Origin of the sequence: Rudaea cellulosilytica DSM 22992 (genome assembly GCF_000378125.1) — a bacterium.
Taxonomy (GTDB): Bacteria; Pseudomonadota; Gammaproteobacteria; order Xanthomonadales; family Rhodanobacteraceae; genus Rudaea; species Rudaea cellulosilytica.
Genome location: NZ_KB899242.1, coordinates 950623 through 966872 on the forward strand (window position 1 = coordinate 950623; position 16250 = coordinate 966872).

At 64.6% G+C, this 16250-nt stretch carries 15 protein-coding genes; 9 read left to right on the forward strand and 6 right to left on the reverse strand.

Annotated elements, in window-relative coordinates; genetic code table 11:
- The first annotated feature begins 58 nt into the window (after positions 1–58).
- Positions 59–610: a (2Fe-2S)-binding protein gene (locus tag F455_RS0113920; RefSeq protein WP_018973917.1), complete on the forward strand. Its 552-nt coding sequence runs from the start codon at positions 59–61 to the stop codon at positions 608–610.
- The gene (locus F455_RS0113925; RefSeq protein WP_018973918.1) at positions 607–2877 is read left to right on the forward strand and encodes a xanthine dehydrogenase family protein molybdopterin-binding subunit; all 2271 of its coding nucleotides are present in this window, start codon (positions 607–609) and stop codon (positions 2875–2877) included. Before F455_RS0113920 ends, F455_RS0113925 begins: the two co-directional genes overlap by 4 nt.
- Positions 2878–2980: 103 nt before the next feature.
- Here F455_RS0113925 and F455_RS22160 read toward each other — a convergent pair whose 3' ends face one another.
- Positions 2981–3475: a glycine zipper 2TM domain-containing protein gene (locus tag F455_RS22160; protein ID WP_157578826.1), complete on the reverse strand. Its 495-nt coding sequence runs from the start codon at positions 3473–3475 to the stop codon at positions 2981–2983.
- Positions 3476–3605: 130 nt separating this feature from the next.
- A complete protein-coding gene (locus tag F455_RS0113935) occupies positions 3606–4352 on the reverse strand; it encodes an alpha/beta hydrolase (protein WP_018973920.1) in 747 nt (248 codons plus the stop codon).
- A 241-nt stretch (positions 4353–4593) separates the two neighbouring features.
- Here F455_RS0113935 and F455_RS22165 point away from each other — a divergent pair, with 241 nt between their 5' ends.
- Positions 4594–4947 (forward strand): EF-hand domain-containing protein, encoded by a 354-nt coding sequence (locus tag F455_RS22165; RefSeq protein ID WP_018973921.1) that lies wholly within the window; start codon positions 4594–4596, stop codon positions 4945–4947.
- Positions 4948–5108: 161 nt separating this feature from the next.
- Here the strand turns inward: F455_RS22165 and F455_RS23010 are convergent, their stop codons facing one another.
- Complete coding sequence (locus F455_RS23010) at positions 5109–5462, reverse strand: hypothetical protein (protein ID WP_157578828.1); 354 nt, start codon at positions 5460–5462, stop codon at positions 5109–5111.
- Between F455_RS23010 and F455_RS23370 the strand changes: the two genes are divergently transcribed.
- From F455_RS23370 to F455_RS0113960, 4 genes are all read left to right on the forward strand, one after another.
- Positions 5427–5963, forward strand: a complete 537-nt coding sequence (locus F455_RS23370; RefSeq protein WP_157578830.1) for a hypothetical protein — start codon at positions 5427–5429, stop codon at positions 5961–5963. The genes F455_RS23010 and F455_RS23370 overlap by 36 nt on opposite strands.
- Before the next feature lie 93 nt (positions 5964–6056).
- Complete coding sequence (locus tag F455_RS0113950) at positions 6057–7115, forward strand: NADH:flavin oxidoreductase/NADH oxidase (RefSeq protein WP_018973923.1); 1059 nt, start codon at positions 6057–6059, stop codon at positions 7113–7115.
- Between the two features lie 180 nt (positions 7116–7295).
- Entirely contained in the window at positions 7296–9338 is a 2043-nt protein-coding gene (fusA, locus tag F455_RS0113955; RefSeq protein ID WP_018973924.1) for an elongation factor G, read from the forward strand.
- An 87-nt stretch (positions 9339–9425) separates the two neighbouring features.
- A complete protein-coding gene (locus F455_RS0113960; RefSeq protein WP_211212325.1) occupies positions 9426–10520 on the forward strand; it encodes a GGDEF domain-containing protein in 1095 nt (364 codons plus the stop codon).
- Here the strand turns inward: F455_RS0113960 and F455_RS0113965 are convergent.
- Both F455_RS0113965 and F455_RS0113970 read right to left on the reverse strand, forming a co-directional pair.
- A complete protein-coding gene (locus F455_RS0113965) occupies positions 10475–11365 on the reverse strand; it encodes a TIGR01777 family oxidoreductase (protein WP_018973926.1) in 891 nt (296 codons plus the stop codon). The two genes, F455_RS0113960 and F455_RS0113965, sit on opposite strands and share 46 nt — an antisense overlap.
- A 68-nt stretch (positions 11366–11433) precedes the next feature.
- Complete coding sequence (locus F455_RS0113970; RefSeq protein WP_018973927.1) at positions 11434–12111, reverse strand: hypothetical protein; 678 nt, start codon at positions 12109–12111, stop codon at positions 11434–11436.
- 136 nt (positions 12112–12247) lie between these two features.
- Between F455_RS0113970 and F455_RS0113975 the strand changes: the two genes are divergently transcribed.
- Positions 12248–12931 (forward strand): YceH family protein, encoded by a 684-nt coding sequence (locus F455_RS0113975; RefSeq protein WP_018973928.1) that lies wholly within the window; start codon positions 12248–12250, stop codon positions 12929–12931.
- 35 nt (positions 12932–12966) lie between these two features.
- Here F455_RS0113975 and F455_RS0113980 read toward each other — a convergent pair whose 3' ends face one another.
- Positions 12967–14913, reverse strand: coding sequence for an outer membrane protein assembly factor BamB family protein (locus F455_RS0113980; RefSeq protein ID WP_169337355.1), 1947 nt, complete (start codon positions 14911–14913; stop codon positions 12967–12969).
- Positions 14914–15114: 201 nt separating this feature from the next.
- On the opposite strand from F455_RS0113980, the gene F455_RS0113985 reads away from it, so the two are divergent.
- Positions 15115–16245 carry a prephenate dehydrogenase gene (locus F455_RS0113985; RefSeq protein ID WP_018973930.1) on the forward strand — a complete coding sequence of 377 codons (1131 nt, stop codon included), beginning with the start codon at positions 15115–15117 and terminating at the stop codon, positions 16243–16245.
- Positions 16246–16250: the final 5 nt, after the last annotated feature.

Genomic DNA, 16250 nt, shown 5'->3' on the forward strand with positions numbered 1-16250 from the left:
GCGGGTATTCGTCGCGCGCCGGTAATGCGAAAATAACCGCCTCCGATGCGAGACAGCCATGCAGACCACTCCCGCCCATCCCGCCAAGCCACCCGCCGCGCCGACCGCCAGCAAGGCCGACGACGAAAAAGCGGTCGCGCTGCGCATCAATGGCCGCCCCTATAGTTTCGACGGCGACGACACGATGCCGCTGCTCTGGTACCTGCGCGACGTACTGCGCCTGACCGGGACCAAGTTCGGCTGCGGCATCGGCGCCTGCGGCGCCTGCACGGTGCTCGTCGACGGCAAGGCGCAGCGCGCCTGCCTGATGCCGATGAAGGCGCTGGCCAAGCGCGAGGTGACCACGATCGAGGGCCTGGCCAACGGTGAGCTGCATCCGGTGCAGCAGGCCTGGATCGAGATCGACGTGCCGCAGTGCGGCTACTGCCAGGCCGGACAGATCATCGCCGCGGCGGACCTGCTCAAGCGCACGCCGAATCCGAACGACGACGATATCGGCCGGATTTCCAATCTGTGCCGCTGCGGCACCTATCCTCGCATTCGCAAGGCGATCAAGCGCGCGGCGGAAATCACCAAGGAGCGCGCTGCGCACGAAGGCGGCAAGTCGTGAGCAAAGACAAGACGATCGCCAATCCTTCGCGACGCAGGTTTCTTGTCGTCGGCGCGGCCGCGTCGGGTGCGCTGATCGTCGGCTGGCGCGCCGCAAGCGCGCAGGCGACGCTGCCCTACCTCGGTGCGCGCATCGAACCGGCCTCGCTCGGTGCCTTCGTGCGCATCGAGAAGACCGGCGAGGCGATCATCGGCGCGCGTGGCTGCGAAATCGGCCAGGGCGTGAAGACTTCACTGCCGATGCTGATCGCCGAAGAACTCGACGTCGACTGGAACCGCGTGCGCGTCGAGCAATTGCCCTACGGCTACATCGACACCGAGAAGGGTCCTGGACTCAAGTACGGCGACCAGGGCGCCGGTGGCAGCACGAGCATTCCGACCGCTTGGAAGGACCTGCGCCAGGCGGGCGCCGTGGCGCGCTGGCTGCTGCTCGTCGCTGCATCGGCGAAGCTCAACCTCCCGGCCGGGCAGTTGCATACCGAGTCGGGCAACGTGATCGCGCCGGACGGCACGAAACTGTCCTACGGCGAGCTCGTCGACGCCGCCTCCAAGCTCGATCCGCCGACCGAGCCACGCGCACTTAAGAAGCCCGAGGAATTCAAGGTCGTCGGCAAGCCGACGCCGACGGTCGACGCGCGTGAGATCGTCACCGGGCAGACGCAGTACGGCATCGATGCCTATCTAGCCGAGGCGTTGGTCGCCGTCGTCGCGCGCTCGCCGTGGATCGACGGCGAAATCGCCAGCCTCGACGATGCGGAAGCGCGCAAAGTGTCCGGCGTGAAAGACGTCGTGCGCATCGCCGGCCCAAAGCCTGGCGATGTATTCGACGGCGTGCTCGTCAACGGCGTCGCCGTGCTCGCGACGAGCACCTGGGCCGCGCTCAAGGGCCGCGAGAAACTCAAAATCGAGTGGAAGCCCGGCCCGTTCGCCGACGAATCGACCGAAGCTCTGCGTAAACAGGCCGACGAATTGCTCAGGCCAGCGAACGCGGACAAGTCCATCGTCGTGCGTCGCGACGGCGATGTCGACAAGGCGCGCAAGACCGCGCGCAAGACGATCGAAGCGCGCTACTCGGTGCCATTCCTCGCCCATGCGACGATGGAACCACCGGCCGCACTGATCCATGTCGAGAAGGACAAGGTCCTGCTCGTCGCCTCGTTGCAGGATCCGGATGGCGCCTCCGAAGTCATCAATGCGGTCACTGGTGTGCCACGCGCCAAAATCGAGATCCGCATGACCCGTGCCGGCGGCGGCTTCGGTAGGCGCCTGAAAAACGACTACATCGCCGAAGCCGCGCTGATCGCCAAGCAGACCGACAAGCCGGTCAAGCTGCTGTGGACGCGCGACGACGATCTGCGCCACGACTTCTACCGCCCGTTCTGCGTGTTCCAGATGGCAGCGAGCCTCGACCGCAAAAACGAGATCAGCGCTTGGTCCGCGCGCTGCGCGGCGACACCGCGCAACCACCGTGACAAGGGCATGAAGGATCGGCCGCTGTGGAACGGGACGCTCGCTCCCGATGATTTCCCCGCAGGCCTCGTACCCAACTTCGATTTGTCGCTGTTGCCGCTCACCTCGGGCCAGCCGCGCGGCTGGTGGCGTGCGCCCGTGAGCAACGCGACCGCGTTCGCCGTGCAGAGCTTCATCGACGAGGTCGCCGTCGCACTCAAGCAGGACCCGCTCGCGCTGCGCCTCAAGCTGCTCGGCGAGCCGCGCGAACTGCCGTACAAGGGTCACGGCGGCCCCGTGTTCGATACCGGCCGCATGGCGGCGGTGCTCAACGCGGCGGCGGAAAGGATCAGTTGGAAACGCAAGCTCGACAAGGATCGCGGCCTCGGCATCGCCGGCCATTTCACCTTCGGCGGTTACGCCGCGCATGCGCTCGAAGTTTCGGCGATCGACGGCAACGTCGTCGTCCATCGGTCGGTCTGCGCGATCGACGTCGGCCACGTAGTCAACCCGCTCGGTCTCGAGGCGCAGGTGATCGGCGGCACGATCGACGGACTGTCGACCGCGCTCAACCTTGGTATCACGCTCAAGGATGGAAAGGTACAACAATCCAATTTCGGCGATTATCCGCTGTTGCGCATGGGCCAAGCGCCGGTCGACGTCGAAGTGGTCATCGTCGATTCGGGCAAGGAACCGTCCGGCGCCGGCGAGATGGCATTGCCGAGCGCGCTGCCGGCGCTGACCAACGCTATCTACGCCGCGGCCCAGGTGCGCATCCGCGAATTGCCGATCGGCGACCAGTTGCGCAAGATTCTGTAGGCGCGAGCAAAAAACGCCCCTCCCCCGCAGACGCGGGAGAGGGACCACTTACGCCAAGCGACTGCTGTTCCGGTCCTTCGCTGACCCGGAGCCAGCCGGTCGATCACTCGGCCACTTCGACGTAGCCGTTCTCGATATGGACGCGAACGCGCGCGCCTGGATCGTGGTTCATGCGGTCGTGATAGTCCTCGCCGCGATAGTTGTAGACCACGTCATAGGCAACCACACGCGAGTTTGTGTCGAAGTCGGTGCGCGTGCGGCACTGCTGCTCGTAGGTCTGCGTGTAGTACCCGCCGCTCTCGACGACATCGCTGTGCACGACCGTCGTGCCATCGACATTCGTCACCACCGTAGGCGCTACCTCGTCCCGCCGATAGGCCGCCGACGGATGGTATTCGCTGCGCGGCTCATTCCAGCACTCGCGCCGGTTGACTGGTTCTCTGACTGTGTCGACCACGCGGTCGACTCGCTCGACCTTGGCGTAGTCGAAGAAGGAATCGCCGCTGTTCTCGTAACGGACATAGTGGTCGGACGCGCAGGCTGTGCCAAGCAGCGCCAGTCCAAGGGTAGCAACGACCGATTTAGTCATGCTTTTCATATCAACCTCCAAAGGGCCGATGGCCCTCGTTGAACCCTGCTGCCACGCTAGGCGCGGGCGCGTGAATTCGCTGTGAATTCCGCCGTTGCAGCGATTCCGGTTCAGCAAATGTTTCGCAGTTTGTATATTTTTATTTTTTTATACTACAAATATTACACGCACACCAATCGGCGGCGCTTTGGGCGACGGCGCTCGCGATGCGCCCGAACAGCGGCGACAGGTGGCCAGCACCGTGCAGCAGGCGAAACTCAGCTCCATGCATTTCGGCGAGCGCGCGACTCGCAGCAGGCGCAACGTCCGCATCGCATTCGCCGGCGAAGACCAGCGTCGGACAAGTGACGGTATCGGCGACAGTGGAGAACGCCGCCTCGCGCAGCACGCCGCCGGACTCGTCGCGCCAATGACGGAACGCAAACCAACGCGCCGCATCGTCGGCATCGGGCATCGCGCGGCATGTGGAAGCGAACGAACGCGCACTGCCCCAGGCGACGATATCGGGCCATAGCCTGGATTCGCTCCGCGGTTCGATTCCTGCGGGAGGCAGAGGATTGACCAGCACGAGTGCGGCTGGCACGGCGCGCTGGGCAACGCTCAAGGCGAGCAGGCCGCCGAGACTGGCACCGACGAGAACACTGCGCACCGATTCGCCCTGGTCCCCTTCGCCCGCGCCGGCGCGCATCCAATCTTCGACCTGACCCGCATAATTCTGCAGGCGCGTCTGCGCCAAGCCGCATTCGGCAGGCTGCAGATCGCGTGCGATTACGTTCCAACCCTGCGCGGCAAAAACTCGGCGCCAGATCGCCCACTCCCACGCACCGCCGCCGGCGCCGTGCACGAAGACGACGCGACCTTTCACGTTCTCGTAACGACTACGCATGCCGCATTATCGCGAAACGCCGGCGTATTAAGCCGAGGTTGCGTCGGCGCAGGTAAGGTCGACATGTCGGCATCTGGCCGATATTCGAGTTCGACTCTCGAGCTCGTGTGCGGCGCCCGCGCCGCAAGCAGCGATCCAATCCCGGACCGCGCCGTCGGAGGTGTTCGCGCCTTCGGCGTTCCGTGAAGACCCGCTTGGGCAAAGTCTGGTCTTCATTCTCGCCAAAGAGAAGGAGCTTTCCATGAAATCCCGCACCCTCATCATCCCCACCGTTTCCGCAGCCATCGCCTTCGCCTTGGCCAATGCGGCGGCCTTCGCAGCGCCACCGCCCGACCCGACCGACCCCACCCAACCGTCCACGCCGATGCAGCACTCCGGGCAGGCGGATTCTCCCGCCAGCCTGCAGGCGCGCTTCGAGGCGCTCGACCTCAACCATGACAGCTACATCGACAAGACCGAAGCTTCGGCCAACAAGATGCTGAGTGCGCAGTTCGATAAACTCGACGCGAACAAGGACGGCAAGCTTTCCCCGGCCGAGTTCGCCAAGGCCAAGGGGTTGGCCTCGCCGACCGGCTCGAGTACCGATCAGCCATAACAACAACATAGCGTGTTCGATCCTTCGGGCGGGCCTCGCGCCCGCCTGTTTTTCCGCACATGCGCTGCGCACGCGACGCGGTGCGGCACAAGGCCGACGCTCTTCCGACCCGGCTTGCCCCGCGCTCCGCCCGTCTCGCTCCTTGGACAAGAATGGAATGATTATTTTTCGTCCAGCACCGTAGCCGGTTTCCATTTTTCCGCAGGCGGCTCATAAGCCTTCGGCGGAACGTCAACGCAGCCGCCGCCTGCCATGACGATCATGAAAGCGGCCTTGCACTTGATCTTCCCCAGAGGCGTGTCGAATTCCTTTTCGACGCTGAGATTCTTGTCTACGAATTCGGCGGTCTTGCGCAACGCTGCGCCGAGCAGGTTTTCATTCTGCGGCGCCTTCCATGCGCTGGCGAAATGATTGGGTCGAATTTTCACCGGTCGCTTGAGCATCATCAGGGGCGACGGCTCCGTCGATTTGGGAATGAAATGCAGTTGCTGTCCAGCGTCGGTCTGATCGGCCACTTCGGCGGGAATGTCGATGCTGCCGTCGCTATTGAAGACGTGCGGTCGCGCCATCGATTCGACCGGCGCAACGGAGGGCGGTACCGGGTTTCCCGTCGCGACCCGCGCACGCTGAACGACCGCGGCGGTCGATACCGACGCAGGCGGTCGTGTCGACGGCGGCGGTTCCGGCAACGCTGGCTCGACCGGCGTCGCATCGAACAGACGCACTTCGATACGGTCTTGATCGAGCATCGGATGCGGCCGCATCAGCAAGTACAGACACAGCGCCGCGATCAGGTGCAGAAGGATCGCGGTGGATATCGCTACAATGCGCAGCGAAAGCGGCCCACGCGTCTCGTGCGCGCGCGCATGTGCGAGGGCGCGCGCACGAATGCCTTCGCTGCAGTCGTCGACGGCCTCCCCTTCAGGCTGGAGCATCTCGGGCACCACTGGGCTCATCTGCGGGAAAGCGGCAATCGGTCGTACGACCTTATCGCGTCCGGACTAAATCGCCGCTGAGTGCGACTTGTCGTCGCGCGAAGCCCGCAGGCTCTTGAGTTCCGAATCGTTCCGCCCCACCTCGCATCATTCCGGATTCCGCAGGACGAACGCATGGCTCTGTTCACACCGCTCGAGATCGGCAACGTCACCCTGCGCAATCGCATCGCCATCTCGCCGATGTGCGAATACTCCGCGCTCGATGGGGTGCCGAACGACTGGCATCTCGTCCACCTCGGCAGCCGCGCCGTGGGCGGCGCCGGGCTTGTCTTCACCGAAGCCTCGGCGATCTCACCCGAGGGGCGCATATCGGCGGGTGATGCTGGCATCTGGAACGAAGCGCAGCAGACGGCATGGGCGCGCATCGTGCGATTCATCAAGACGCAGGGCGCCGCCGCCGGCATCCAGCTCGCCCATGCCGGGCGCAAGGCATCCACCGAAGTGCCGTGGCAAGGCGGCAAGCCGCTCGTCGGCGTGGCCGGCGCATGGATCCCGGTGGCACCGAGCGCAATCGCGTTCGACAACGGCTACGCCGTGCCGACCGCTCTCGACGACGCCGGGCTGCGCAAAGTCGTCGCCGACTTCGTCGCGGCGACCGAACGCGCACGCGATGCTGGATTCGACGCCGTCGAAATCCATGCCGCCCACGGCTACCTGCTGCACGAGTTCCTGTCGCCGCTGTCGAATCGACGCACGGACGCCTACGGCGGTTCGCTCGAGAATCGCGCCCGCCTGCTGCGCGAAGTCGTCACCGCCGTGCGCGGCGTATGGCCGCAGCCGCGGCCGCTGCTCGTGCGTGTCTCGGCGACCGACTGGACCGAAGGCGGCTGGGACATCGGCGAATGTGTCGAACTCGCACGCTGGCTCAAGGCCGACGGCGTCGACCTGATCGACACATCCTCGGGCGGCAATGTCGCCCATGCGAAGATTCCCGTCGGGCCGGGATACCAGGTGCCGTTCGCGGCGCGCATCCGTCGTGAGGCCGATATCGCGACCGGCGCAGTCGGCTTGATCACCACGGCGGCACAGGCGCAGCAGATCATCGAACGCGGCGACGCCGACTTTGTCCTCATCGCGCGCGAGTCGCTGCGTGACCCCTATTTCCCACGCCGTGCCGCGGCGGAACTGGGCGTTAAAATGCCTGCGCCCGAGCAATATCTGCGCGCCTGGTAAAACCCTCCTCGAACATCGCCGCCGCGACGCCCTGCGGCGGCGCGCCTTGACCGACGCGGATAAAAGGAGAACTCTTGCAACATCACCTCACGAAAGCAGATTCGTGAAAAGTGCGGCCATGGATGGCCGCTTCTTGATCTTCGCGATCAGGGACGAGCGCAAAACCAAAGGAGGCGCATCGTGGGCTACACCACTGAAGGCATCCGAAACATCGCGCTCGTCGGCCACTCTGCCGCGGGCAAGACCACGCTGTTCGAAGCCCTGCTGCATGCGGGCGGCGCGATCCAGGTTCCCGGCACGATAGAGCGCGGCACTACGGTCTCCGACCACGATCCTCTCGAAAAGCAGCGCCAGCACTCGCTCAACGCGAGTATCGCCTCGATCGACAGCGGCGACTGCCACATCAACCTGATCGACACGCCGGGCTCGCAGGATTTCCGCGGGCCGACGCTGACCGCGCTCGCCGCGGTCGAAACCTGCGCGATCGTCATCAATGCGCACGCCGGCATCGAGTACGGCACCCAGCGCATGATGCACCACGCCAAGCAGCGCGGCCTCGCACGCGTGATCGTGGTGAACAAAATCGACGGCGGCAATCCACGCGCAATCGTCGAGCAGATCCGCGAGGCCTTCGGCCCGGAATGCCTACCGGTCAACCTGCCCGCGCAGGGCGGCAAGGCCGTCGTCGACTGCTTCTTCAAGCCGGACGGCATCGCCGATTTCGACAGTGTCGCCGCCGCGCATCAGCGCATCATCGACCAGGTCGTCGAGATCAACGAAACCGTCATGGGCCACTATCTCGACGAAGGCGAGGCGGCATTGAGTGGCGCCGAACTGCACGACGCATTCGAGCAATGCCTGCGCGAAGGCCATCTCGTGCCGATCTGCTTCGCCTCCGCGCGCACCGGCGCGGGTGTGCGCGAGTTTTTGCAGGTTATCGAAAAACTGCTGCCGAATCCGCTCGAAGGCAACCCGCCGCCGTTCGTCAAAGGCACCGGCGCAAACACGACGCCGATCGAGGCCAAGCCCGATCCCGCGGCGCACGTGATCGCCGACGTGTTCAAGATCGTCAACGATCCGTTCGTCGGCAAGCTCGCCGTATTCCGTGTGTATCAAGGCACGATCAAGAAGGATTCGCAGCTGTTCATCGACGACGGCAAAAAACCGTTCAAGGTCGGCCATCTGTTCAAGCTCCGCGGCAAAGACTACGTCGAAGTCGACCAGGCCATTCCGGGCGACATCGCGGCCGTGGCGAAGGTCGAGGAAATCCATTTCGACGCGGTGCTGCACGATTCGCACGACGAGGACCAGATCCACCTCGCCCCGCTCGCATTCCCGCAGCCGATGTTCGGCCTCGCGGTCGAGCCTGCGCACAAGGGCCACGAACAGAAACTCGCCGCCTCGCTGCACAAGCTCGCCGAGGAGGACCCGTGCTTCCGCTACGAGCACAACAAGGAGTTGAACGAGTCGGTGATCCGCGGCTTGAGCGATCTGCATCTGCGCCTGATGCTCGAACGCCTCAAGGAACGCTACGGCGTCGAGGTGAAGACGCGACCGCCGCGCATCGCCTATCGCGAAACCGTCGGGGCCAAGGCCGAAGGCCATCACCGGCACAAGAAGCAGACCGGCGGCGCGGGCCAATTCGGCGAGGTCTACCTGCGCATCGAGCCGCTGCCGCGCGGCAGCGGCTTCGAATTCGTCGATGAGGTGAAAGGCGGCACGATTCCCGGCCAGTTCCTGCCCGCCGTGGAAAAAGGCGTGCGTCAGGTGCTCGAGCACGGTGCCGTCGCCGGCTATCAGATGCAGGACCTGCGCGTCATCGTCTACGACGGCAAGTACCACACGGTCGATTCCAAGGAAGTCGCCTTCGTCGCCGCGGGCAAGAAGGCATTTCTGGACGCGGTCGCCAAGGCGCAGCCGCAGGTGCTAGAACCGATCGTCAACCTCGAGGTATTCGTACCCGACGCGCACGTCGGCGACGTCACCGGCGGCCTCGCCGGCAAGCGTGCGCAGATCAACGGCACCGACGCGCTCGGCAGCGGCGAGCTCGTCATCCGCGCGCTGGCGCCGCTCGCCGAAGTCGCCGACTATCAGACCGAGCTGAAATCGATGACCGGCGGCAAGGGCCGCTACGCGATCGAGTTCAGCCATTACGACGCGGTGCCGGCCCAGGTGCAGAAGAAGCTGGTCGAGGCGTACAAGCCGAAGGTGGAGGAAGACTGAAAACCCCGCGTCTGTGCGCTATTATCCCCGGCAGCGCTTCGTTCGGGGGGACGTATGCAAGCTGCGATCAAAACTTTGCTCGAGCAAATGCGGATCACCGATACGGCGATCTCGCAGCGCATGGAGCTGTTGAATTTTTCCACGCACGACGCCGAACTGCTGTCCAGCTTTGCGCCGGTCGTGGCGCAAAACCTCGACGTGCTCGTGGACGAGTTCTATCGCGTACAGACCTCGATTCCCGAGATCGCGTTGTTGATCGGCGATCTCGACACGTTCAATCGCCTGCAGGCTGCACAGCGCAAATACGTGATCGACCTGTTCGCTGGCATCTACGACCTGGAGTACGTCAACAATCGCCTGCGCATCGGGCTCGTGCACAAGCGCATCGGCGTCGAACCCAAGCTGTACCTGTCGGCAACGCATTTGCTGAAGAGTCAGCTGAACGATCTGATCAGCCAGCATGCGCCCGAGCCCGGCACCGCCAACGCGATCATTGCCTCACTCGACAAACTGTTCTATTTCGACGTGACGCTGGTCGTGGAAACCTATATCCGCAGCATGCTTTTCGAGATTGACGCGGAGAAGCAGAAATCCGAACAGTATGCGCTGCACCTGGAAGAGCGCAGTCGCCAGTTGGAGCATCTCTCGCGCAAAGACCCGCTCACCGGCCTGCTCAACCGGCGCTCGATGACGGGGCTGCTCGCGCGCGACCTGATCACCGTGCAACGCGAATCGCGACCGCTTTCGGTCGTCTACATCGACGTCAACCAATTCAAGCGAATCAACGACAAGGGCGGACACAAGCACGGCGACGAGGTGCTGAAGATCATCGGCGAAATCACCCTGTCCACCGCCCGCCACGGCGACACCTGCTTCCGTGTCGGCGGCGACGAGTTTTGCGTCGTGCTGCCGCATTGCGACGAGGAGGCAGCGATTAGCGGATTCTGTACGCGATTCCGGCTGAAATTGCTCGAGCGGCTGCCTGAAGTCGGTGTCAGCATCGGCGTGCACACGACCGGGCCCGAGAAGTACCTCACCGCGCCGGACCTCATCGAACGCGCCGACACGGCGATGTTCGCGGCCAAGCGGGAAAACACGCGTCTCACCGCCGAACGCGATGCAAAGGCAAATCCGAGTTATCCGTCGACGATGGTGCGCAGAGCCGAAGACAGATCGAAATAGCGGAAGCGAAACCCCTCAGCCTGCGCACGCACCGGTATTACGCGCTGCCCGCTCAACAACAGCTCGGCCATTTCGCCGAGCATCAGGCGTAACGCGAATGCGGGCGCCGGCAGAAGTGCCGGGCGATGCAACGCCGCGCCGAGCATGCGCGTGAAGTCGGCATTGGTCACCGGCGCAGGCGCGGTCACGTTGTAGGCGCCTTGCGCGGACTCGCTGCCAATCAGCCAGCGGATCAGGCGCACTTCGTCTTCGCGCGCGATCCAGCTCATCCATTGCCTGCCGTCGCCGAAGCGTCCGCCGAGGCCGAGACGGAACGGCAGCAGCATCTTCGCCAGTGCGCCGCCGCTGGCGTCGAGCACGATGCCGGTGCGGATGCGACAGACGCGCACGCCTAACGCACCCGCCTTCTCCGCCTCGGCTTCCCAGTCGCGGCAAAGCTGTGCGGCGAAATCCGAGCCGGGCGAAGCATCCTCGCCAAGCTCCTCGTCCCCGCGCGGACCATACCAGCCAACCGCGGAGCCCGACACGAGCACATGCGGCCGCTGCGTCCGCCCGGCCATCCAGTCGATCAGGCCGTGCGTAGTGGCGAGCCGCGAATCGCGCAGCGCCTGCTTGCGTGCCGCGGTCCAGCGACGATCGGCGAGATTTTCGCCGGCGAGGTTGACGACAGCGTCGACGTCACCGACATCAGCCAAGCGCTCAACCAGTATGACTTGCGCAGGCAGACGCCTTTGTGCCCGCTGCACGTCGCGCGTGAGCACGACGACGGAATGTCCGTCGGCAATCAGGGACCGGCACAGCGCGCTGCCGATGAAGCCGCTGCCGCCGGTGATCAGATGGCGCATGGCCGCCTCCGCGCGGAACGATGGGGACAAGTCTACGCGCCTGCGCGCGAGCGCGCGATTGGTCCGGTCTAGTCCGCGGCGCGCATGCGCTGGATGAATACCGCCGCGCCGCCTTCGAAGCGCAGTTTCATCTGCGAGCCGTCGTGCTCGCTGGCGATGACCTTGACCGGCCCTTTTTCCTGCGCCGCCTTGACGTTGCATGCGCGGAACTGGTCCGGAGTGCCGATCGGGTTGAGGACAAGCGGAGGACTGAACGGCTCGAACCCGGTAAATCCGCTGCCGTGATCGGGAACACCGGTTATCGCATTCTCCGGTCCACCCGCGCCCGACATCGGAAAGCGCTGCATGAACATGAAGATCTTGCCTTCGTGCGGAATCCAGAAGCGATTCGGGTCACGGCTGGTCTGGGCGAGCCCGCCGTTCTTCGTCCACACCTGCAGGATATGACCCTGCGTGCAGTTGGCCGACGCGCACTCCTGCAGGACGAAATATTCGTCGTCGCTCATGCGCACGGTGCGGAAATCGAAGATGTCGCCCTTCTGGAACGGCTCGGCCGGATAGATCACCGCCGACATCTTCGGGTCGACGTTGAAGTTGCTCGAAATAACGTAGCCGCCGCGCCGGGTTTCCCATTTCGGCCCAACCACGTCGACCTGGGGCAGCGTGGTCTGCGCTGCCAACGCACCCGCGAGCAGACTCGATAGTGCCACGACGGCCTGCAGCACTGGGTGAATCCGACGCTTCATGCAGGACTCCTCTCGCCGACTAACGTGATCTTGGAATGCCGCGCGCGGAGCGGCAAGTGCCGATGGGTAAAGCTTTGTAACCGCGGCCCATTTGCCGCAGAATCGCAGCCCATCCACCTTCCGACAACAGCACGAGATGAGCGACACCGCGATTTTCGAAAACTCCGACCATGCCGCAGCCGAGCCGGTTCCGCAGCTGAGCGCGATCGAAGCGCGCATTCTCGGCAGCTTGATCGAGAAGGCCGCGATCACGCCCGACATCTATCCGCTCACGGTCAATGCCGTCGTGCAGGCTTGCAACCAGAAGACCAGCCGCGAGCCGATCATGCACCTCGACACGGGCGAGATCGGCCACGCGCTGCGCGAGATGGAAGCGAAGGGTTTGGTCAAGCTCGACCCGTTCGCGCAGCGTGCGGCTCGCTACACCCATTGCCTCGACGCGGTCTACGGCGTGATGCCGCGCCAGCGCGCCCTGCTCTGCGTGATGCTGCTGCGCGGGCCACAGACGCTCAGCGAATTGCACACGCGCTGCGAACGGCTCGCGGATTTTCCGGCACTCGACGACGTACGCGATTCGCTCGACCGCCTGCTCACACGCGAACCTGCTCTCGTCGTGCGCATCCCGCGCAGCGGCGGCCAGCGCGAGGATCGCTATATGCATCTGCTCTGCGGCGCGGTCGATGTCGACGCCTACGCCGCAGCCGCCGCAATACATTCGCCCTCTTTCGGTGCCTCGTCCGAATTGGTCGATCGCGTGGCGAAACTCGAAGAGGAAGTCGCCGCGCTCAAGGCGCAGCTCGAGACGCTGATCGGGCCATAGGGGCGCGATGCGCCCTGTGCTTTTCGTCGAATCCGTTACGGCAGCCCGAAGACGACGATCGTCGCGTTGCCGGTGCCACCGAAGAAACCGGAGACGACGCCCGAGGTCGTCGCGACATACTGCTTGCCGTCGATCGCATAGCTGAGCACGCCGCCACCGACGGAGCCGCCGGTGTTGAACTTGTACAACGTCTCGCCGCTGGCCGCGTCGATGGCAAGGAAATTGTTGTCGAAGTCGCCCGTGAACAACACGCCACCGCTCGTGACGGTGACGCCGGCGACGAGCGGCGTCGGCCACTTCTGCACCCAGCGTTCCTTGCCCGTGGCCACATCGACCGCGCGCAGCCAGCCGCGTGCCTGGTCGCGCGGATCGGGTGTGACCGCGCCGCCGTAGTAGTGGGCGTTCTGGGCAAAACCCGGCGGATTCGGCTGGCGCGTGAACGTGCCGCACCAGTCGACCGTCGCGACATAGATCGTCTTCGCCGTGGGGCTGTAGGCCGGACCGTTCCACTCCATGCCGCCAAGCAGGCCGGGGCAGCCGTGCGCGCCGGCGACAGTCGGTTTTTCTTCCCAACCCGTCCGCGTGGTGATCGGCAACTCATAGAGCTGTTTGTGCGTGTTGCGGTCGAGCACGCGCAGCAGGCCGTCCTTGCCACTGACGGTGACGAGGTCACGCGGTTTGCCCATTACGGTCTCGCTGAACAACGGACTGACTTGCGACAAATCGCGATCGTTGACGTCGTTCGGCACGAACTGGTGATACCAGAGCAGTTTGCCGGTCTTGACGTCGAGCGCGACCAGCGAATCGGTATACAAATTGTCGCCGGGTCGCGCCTGGCCGTAGAAATCCGGTGCTGGATTGCCGACCGGAACATAGAGCACGCCCTTGGCTGCATCGAGCGCTAGCGGCGTCCACAGGCTGCCGCCACCGTGATCGCGCGATGCGGGGTTTTTCCACGATTTCGCCCCAGGTTCACCCGCATCGGGAATCAAATTGAATTTCCACAGCGACTCGCCGGTCGTCAGCTTGAACGCACCGATCCAATTCTTCGCGCCCCAGTCCGCGCCGGCGGGGCCATAGATGATCGTGTCGCCGACGATCAGCGGTGGCATCGACAGGTATTGGCTCTTCGATGCGTCGGCAATCTTTTGCTTCCACACGAGCGAGCCGTCGGCCATGTTGAGCGCGATCAGGTAGCCGTCGGGCGTGCCGCGCACGAAGCGGCCGTCGGCAATCGCACCGCCGCGGTTGGATTTCGACAGCGGCGAGCCTTCCATCTTCCACGTGTTGACCCACTTCTCGCGGCAGGTGGCCGCGTCGATCGCGATCGTCACGTTGTCGACGGTGAAGTACATCGTGCCCTTGTAAACGAGCGGGCTGGACTGAAACGAACCCGTCGTCGCCGCGCGATATATGCAGGACGCACGCAGCGAGTGCGCGTTGGCGGCCGTGATCTGGTCGAGCGCGACGAAACGCTGGCCGGCGTAGTCCTTGCTCGCATAGAGCCAACCCTGCGTATCGGTAGCGGACTTGAGCAGCTCCTCGCTCGTCGGCCCCGCGGGCAGCGGCGCTGGCGGCTTCGGCGCCGGCTCGGCAGTGGCCACGGCAGCGGGCGCGCCAAGTGTCGCCAGGTAGGCGACGATATTCTCGCGCGTCGTCGCGTCGGCGACCTGCACCGGCATCGAGGTTCCCGGCACGAAGGCGGTCGAATTCGCGATGAACTTGTCGATGTTGGCCGCGTCCCAGGTCAGGCCCGCGTTCGCCATCGCGGCCGAATAGTTGTAGCCGGTGATCGACCCGGAATGGCGACCGACCACCCCTGCGAGCGAGGGGCCGAAGCCGTTCTTGCCAGCCTCGACGGTATGGCAGGACGCGCACTGGTTTGCGAACGCGGTCTTGCCGGCCGCGGCGTCGCCCCCCGCATGCGCCTGCGCGCCGAACAACAGCGCTCCGATCATTGCAACGCTGCTTGCGATTTTCATTTCCATGATGCTCACTTCGGCCAAAGAATGACGATAACGAATTCGGTAACGATGGCACCCCGGCAGCCCTGCTGCATAAGCTAGCGCGCGATGGTTACGAATATCTAAACACTGCCGTTACACTGAACGCTACCCCTTTCGAGTGGCGTTGTCGTTGCCCGCGAGGGTTTTTCCACCAATGCCCCGTTTCAGTGCCAGCCCATGCCGCAGCCGCCAAGTTCCACCAAACCCACGATAGGCATCGTCGGCAGCGCCGGCGCCTTCGGCCGCTGGCTCAAACAATTCTTCGAGCAACGCATGGGCCTTGCGGTGATCGGCCGCGATCCGAACGGCGACGATGCGTTGTCGCCGGACGAGTTGATCGAACGTGCCGACGTGCTGATCTTTTCCGCACCGATCCGCGCGACGGCAGCGCTGATCGCCGAATACACGGCGCTCGCCGCGGGCCGCGCGCGGGGCAAGCTCTGGCTCGACCTGACCTCGATCAAGGCAGTACCGGTCGCGGCGATGCTGCACTCGCAAGCCGAAGTCGTCGGCCTGCATCCGATGACGGCGCCGCCGAAGACGCCGACGCTCAAGGGCCGCGTGCTCGTCGTCTGCGAGGCGCGTGTCGATGCCTGGCGTGCGTGGCTTGCGGAATTCCTCGCCGCGACCGAAGCCGACTGCGTGCGTGCAGAACCCGAGCAACACGACCGCATCATGGCCGTCGTGCAGGGCATGACCCACGCCACGCACATGGCGCAAGCGGCGACGTTGCAGGAACTCGCGCCGGTACTCGGCGGCCTCGAGGCTATCCATCCGTTCCGCACGATCGGTTACGAACTCGACGGCGTGGTCACGCGGCGCATGCTCGCGAGCAATCCGGCGATCTACGCGGACATCCAATTCGAGAATCCGCACGTACCACCCATGCTCGAACGCCTCGCCGCGCATATCGATTTCCTGCGCGACCGCGTGCGCGAGGGCGGCGAGGACGCGCGCGCGTCGATGCGCGCACAGTTGCTCGCCCAGCCGCGCGAGTTCTACGGCGGCAAGTCGCTCGCCGAAGGCAGCTACGGCTTCGAGCGACTGGGCTATCTGCTGTCGGACCTCGCCTCGCCCGCGCACATCAGCGTGTTCCTGCCGCTCGACGAGCCAGGCTCACTGCGCGCGCTGCTGCAGGTGTTCGAGGAATGCAGGATCAATCTCGACTCGATCCATTCCTCGCGTACGCCCGAGGGCGAGCTGCATTTCCGCATCGGCTACGATCCGGCGAGCGATGCGGAAAAGGTCAAAGCCGCAATCGCGGCGATCGGCGAACGCGGCATCGGCCGCGTGCTCGCGGCGGACTGACCCCG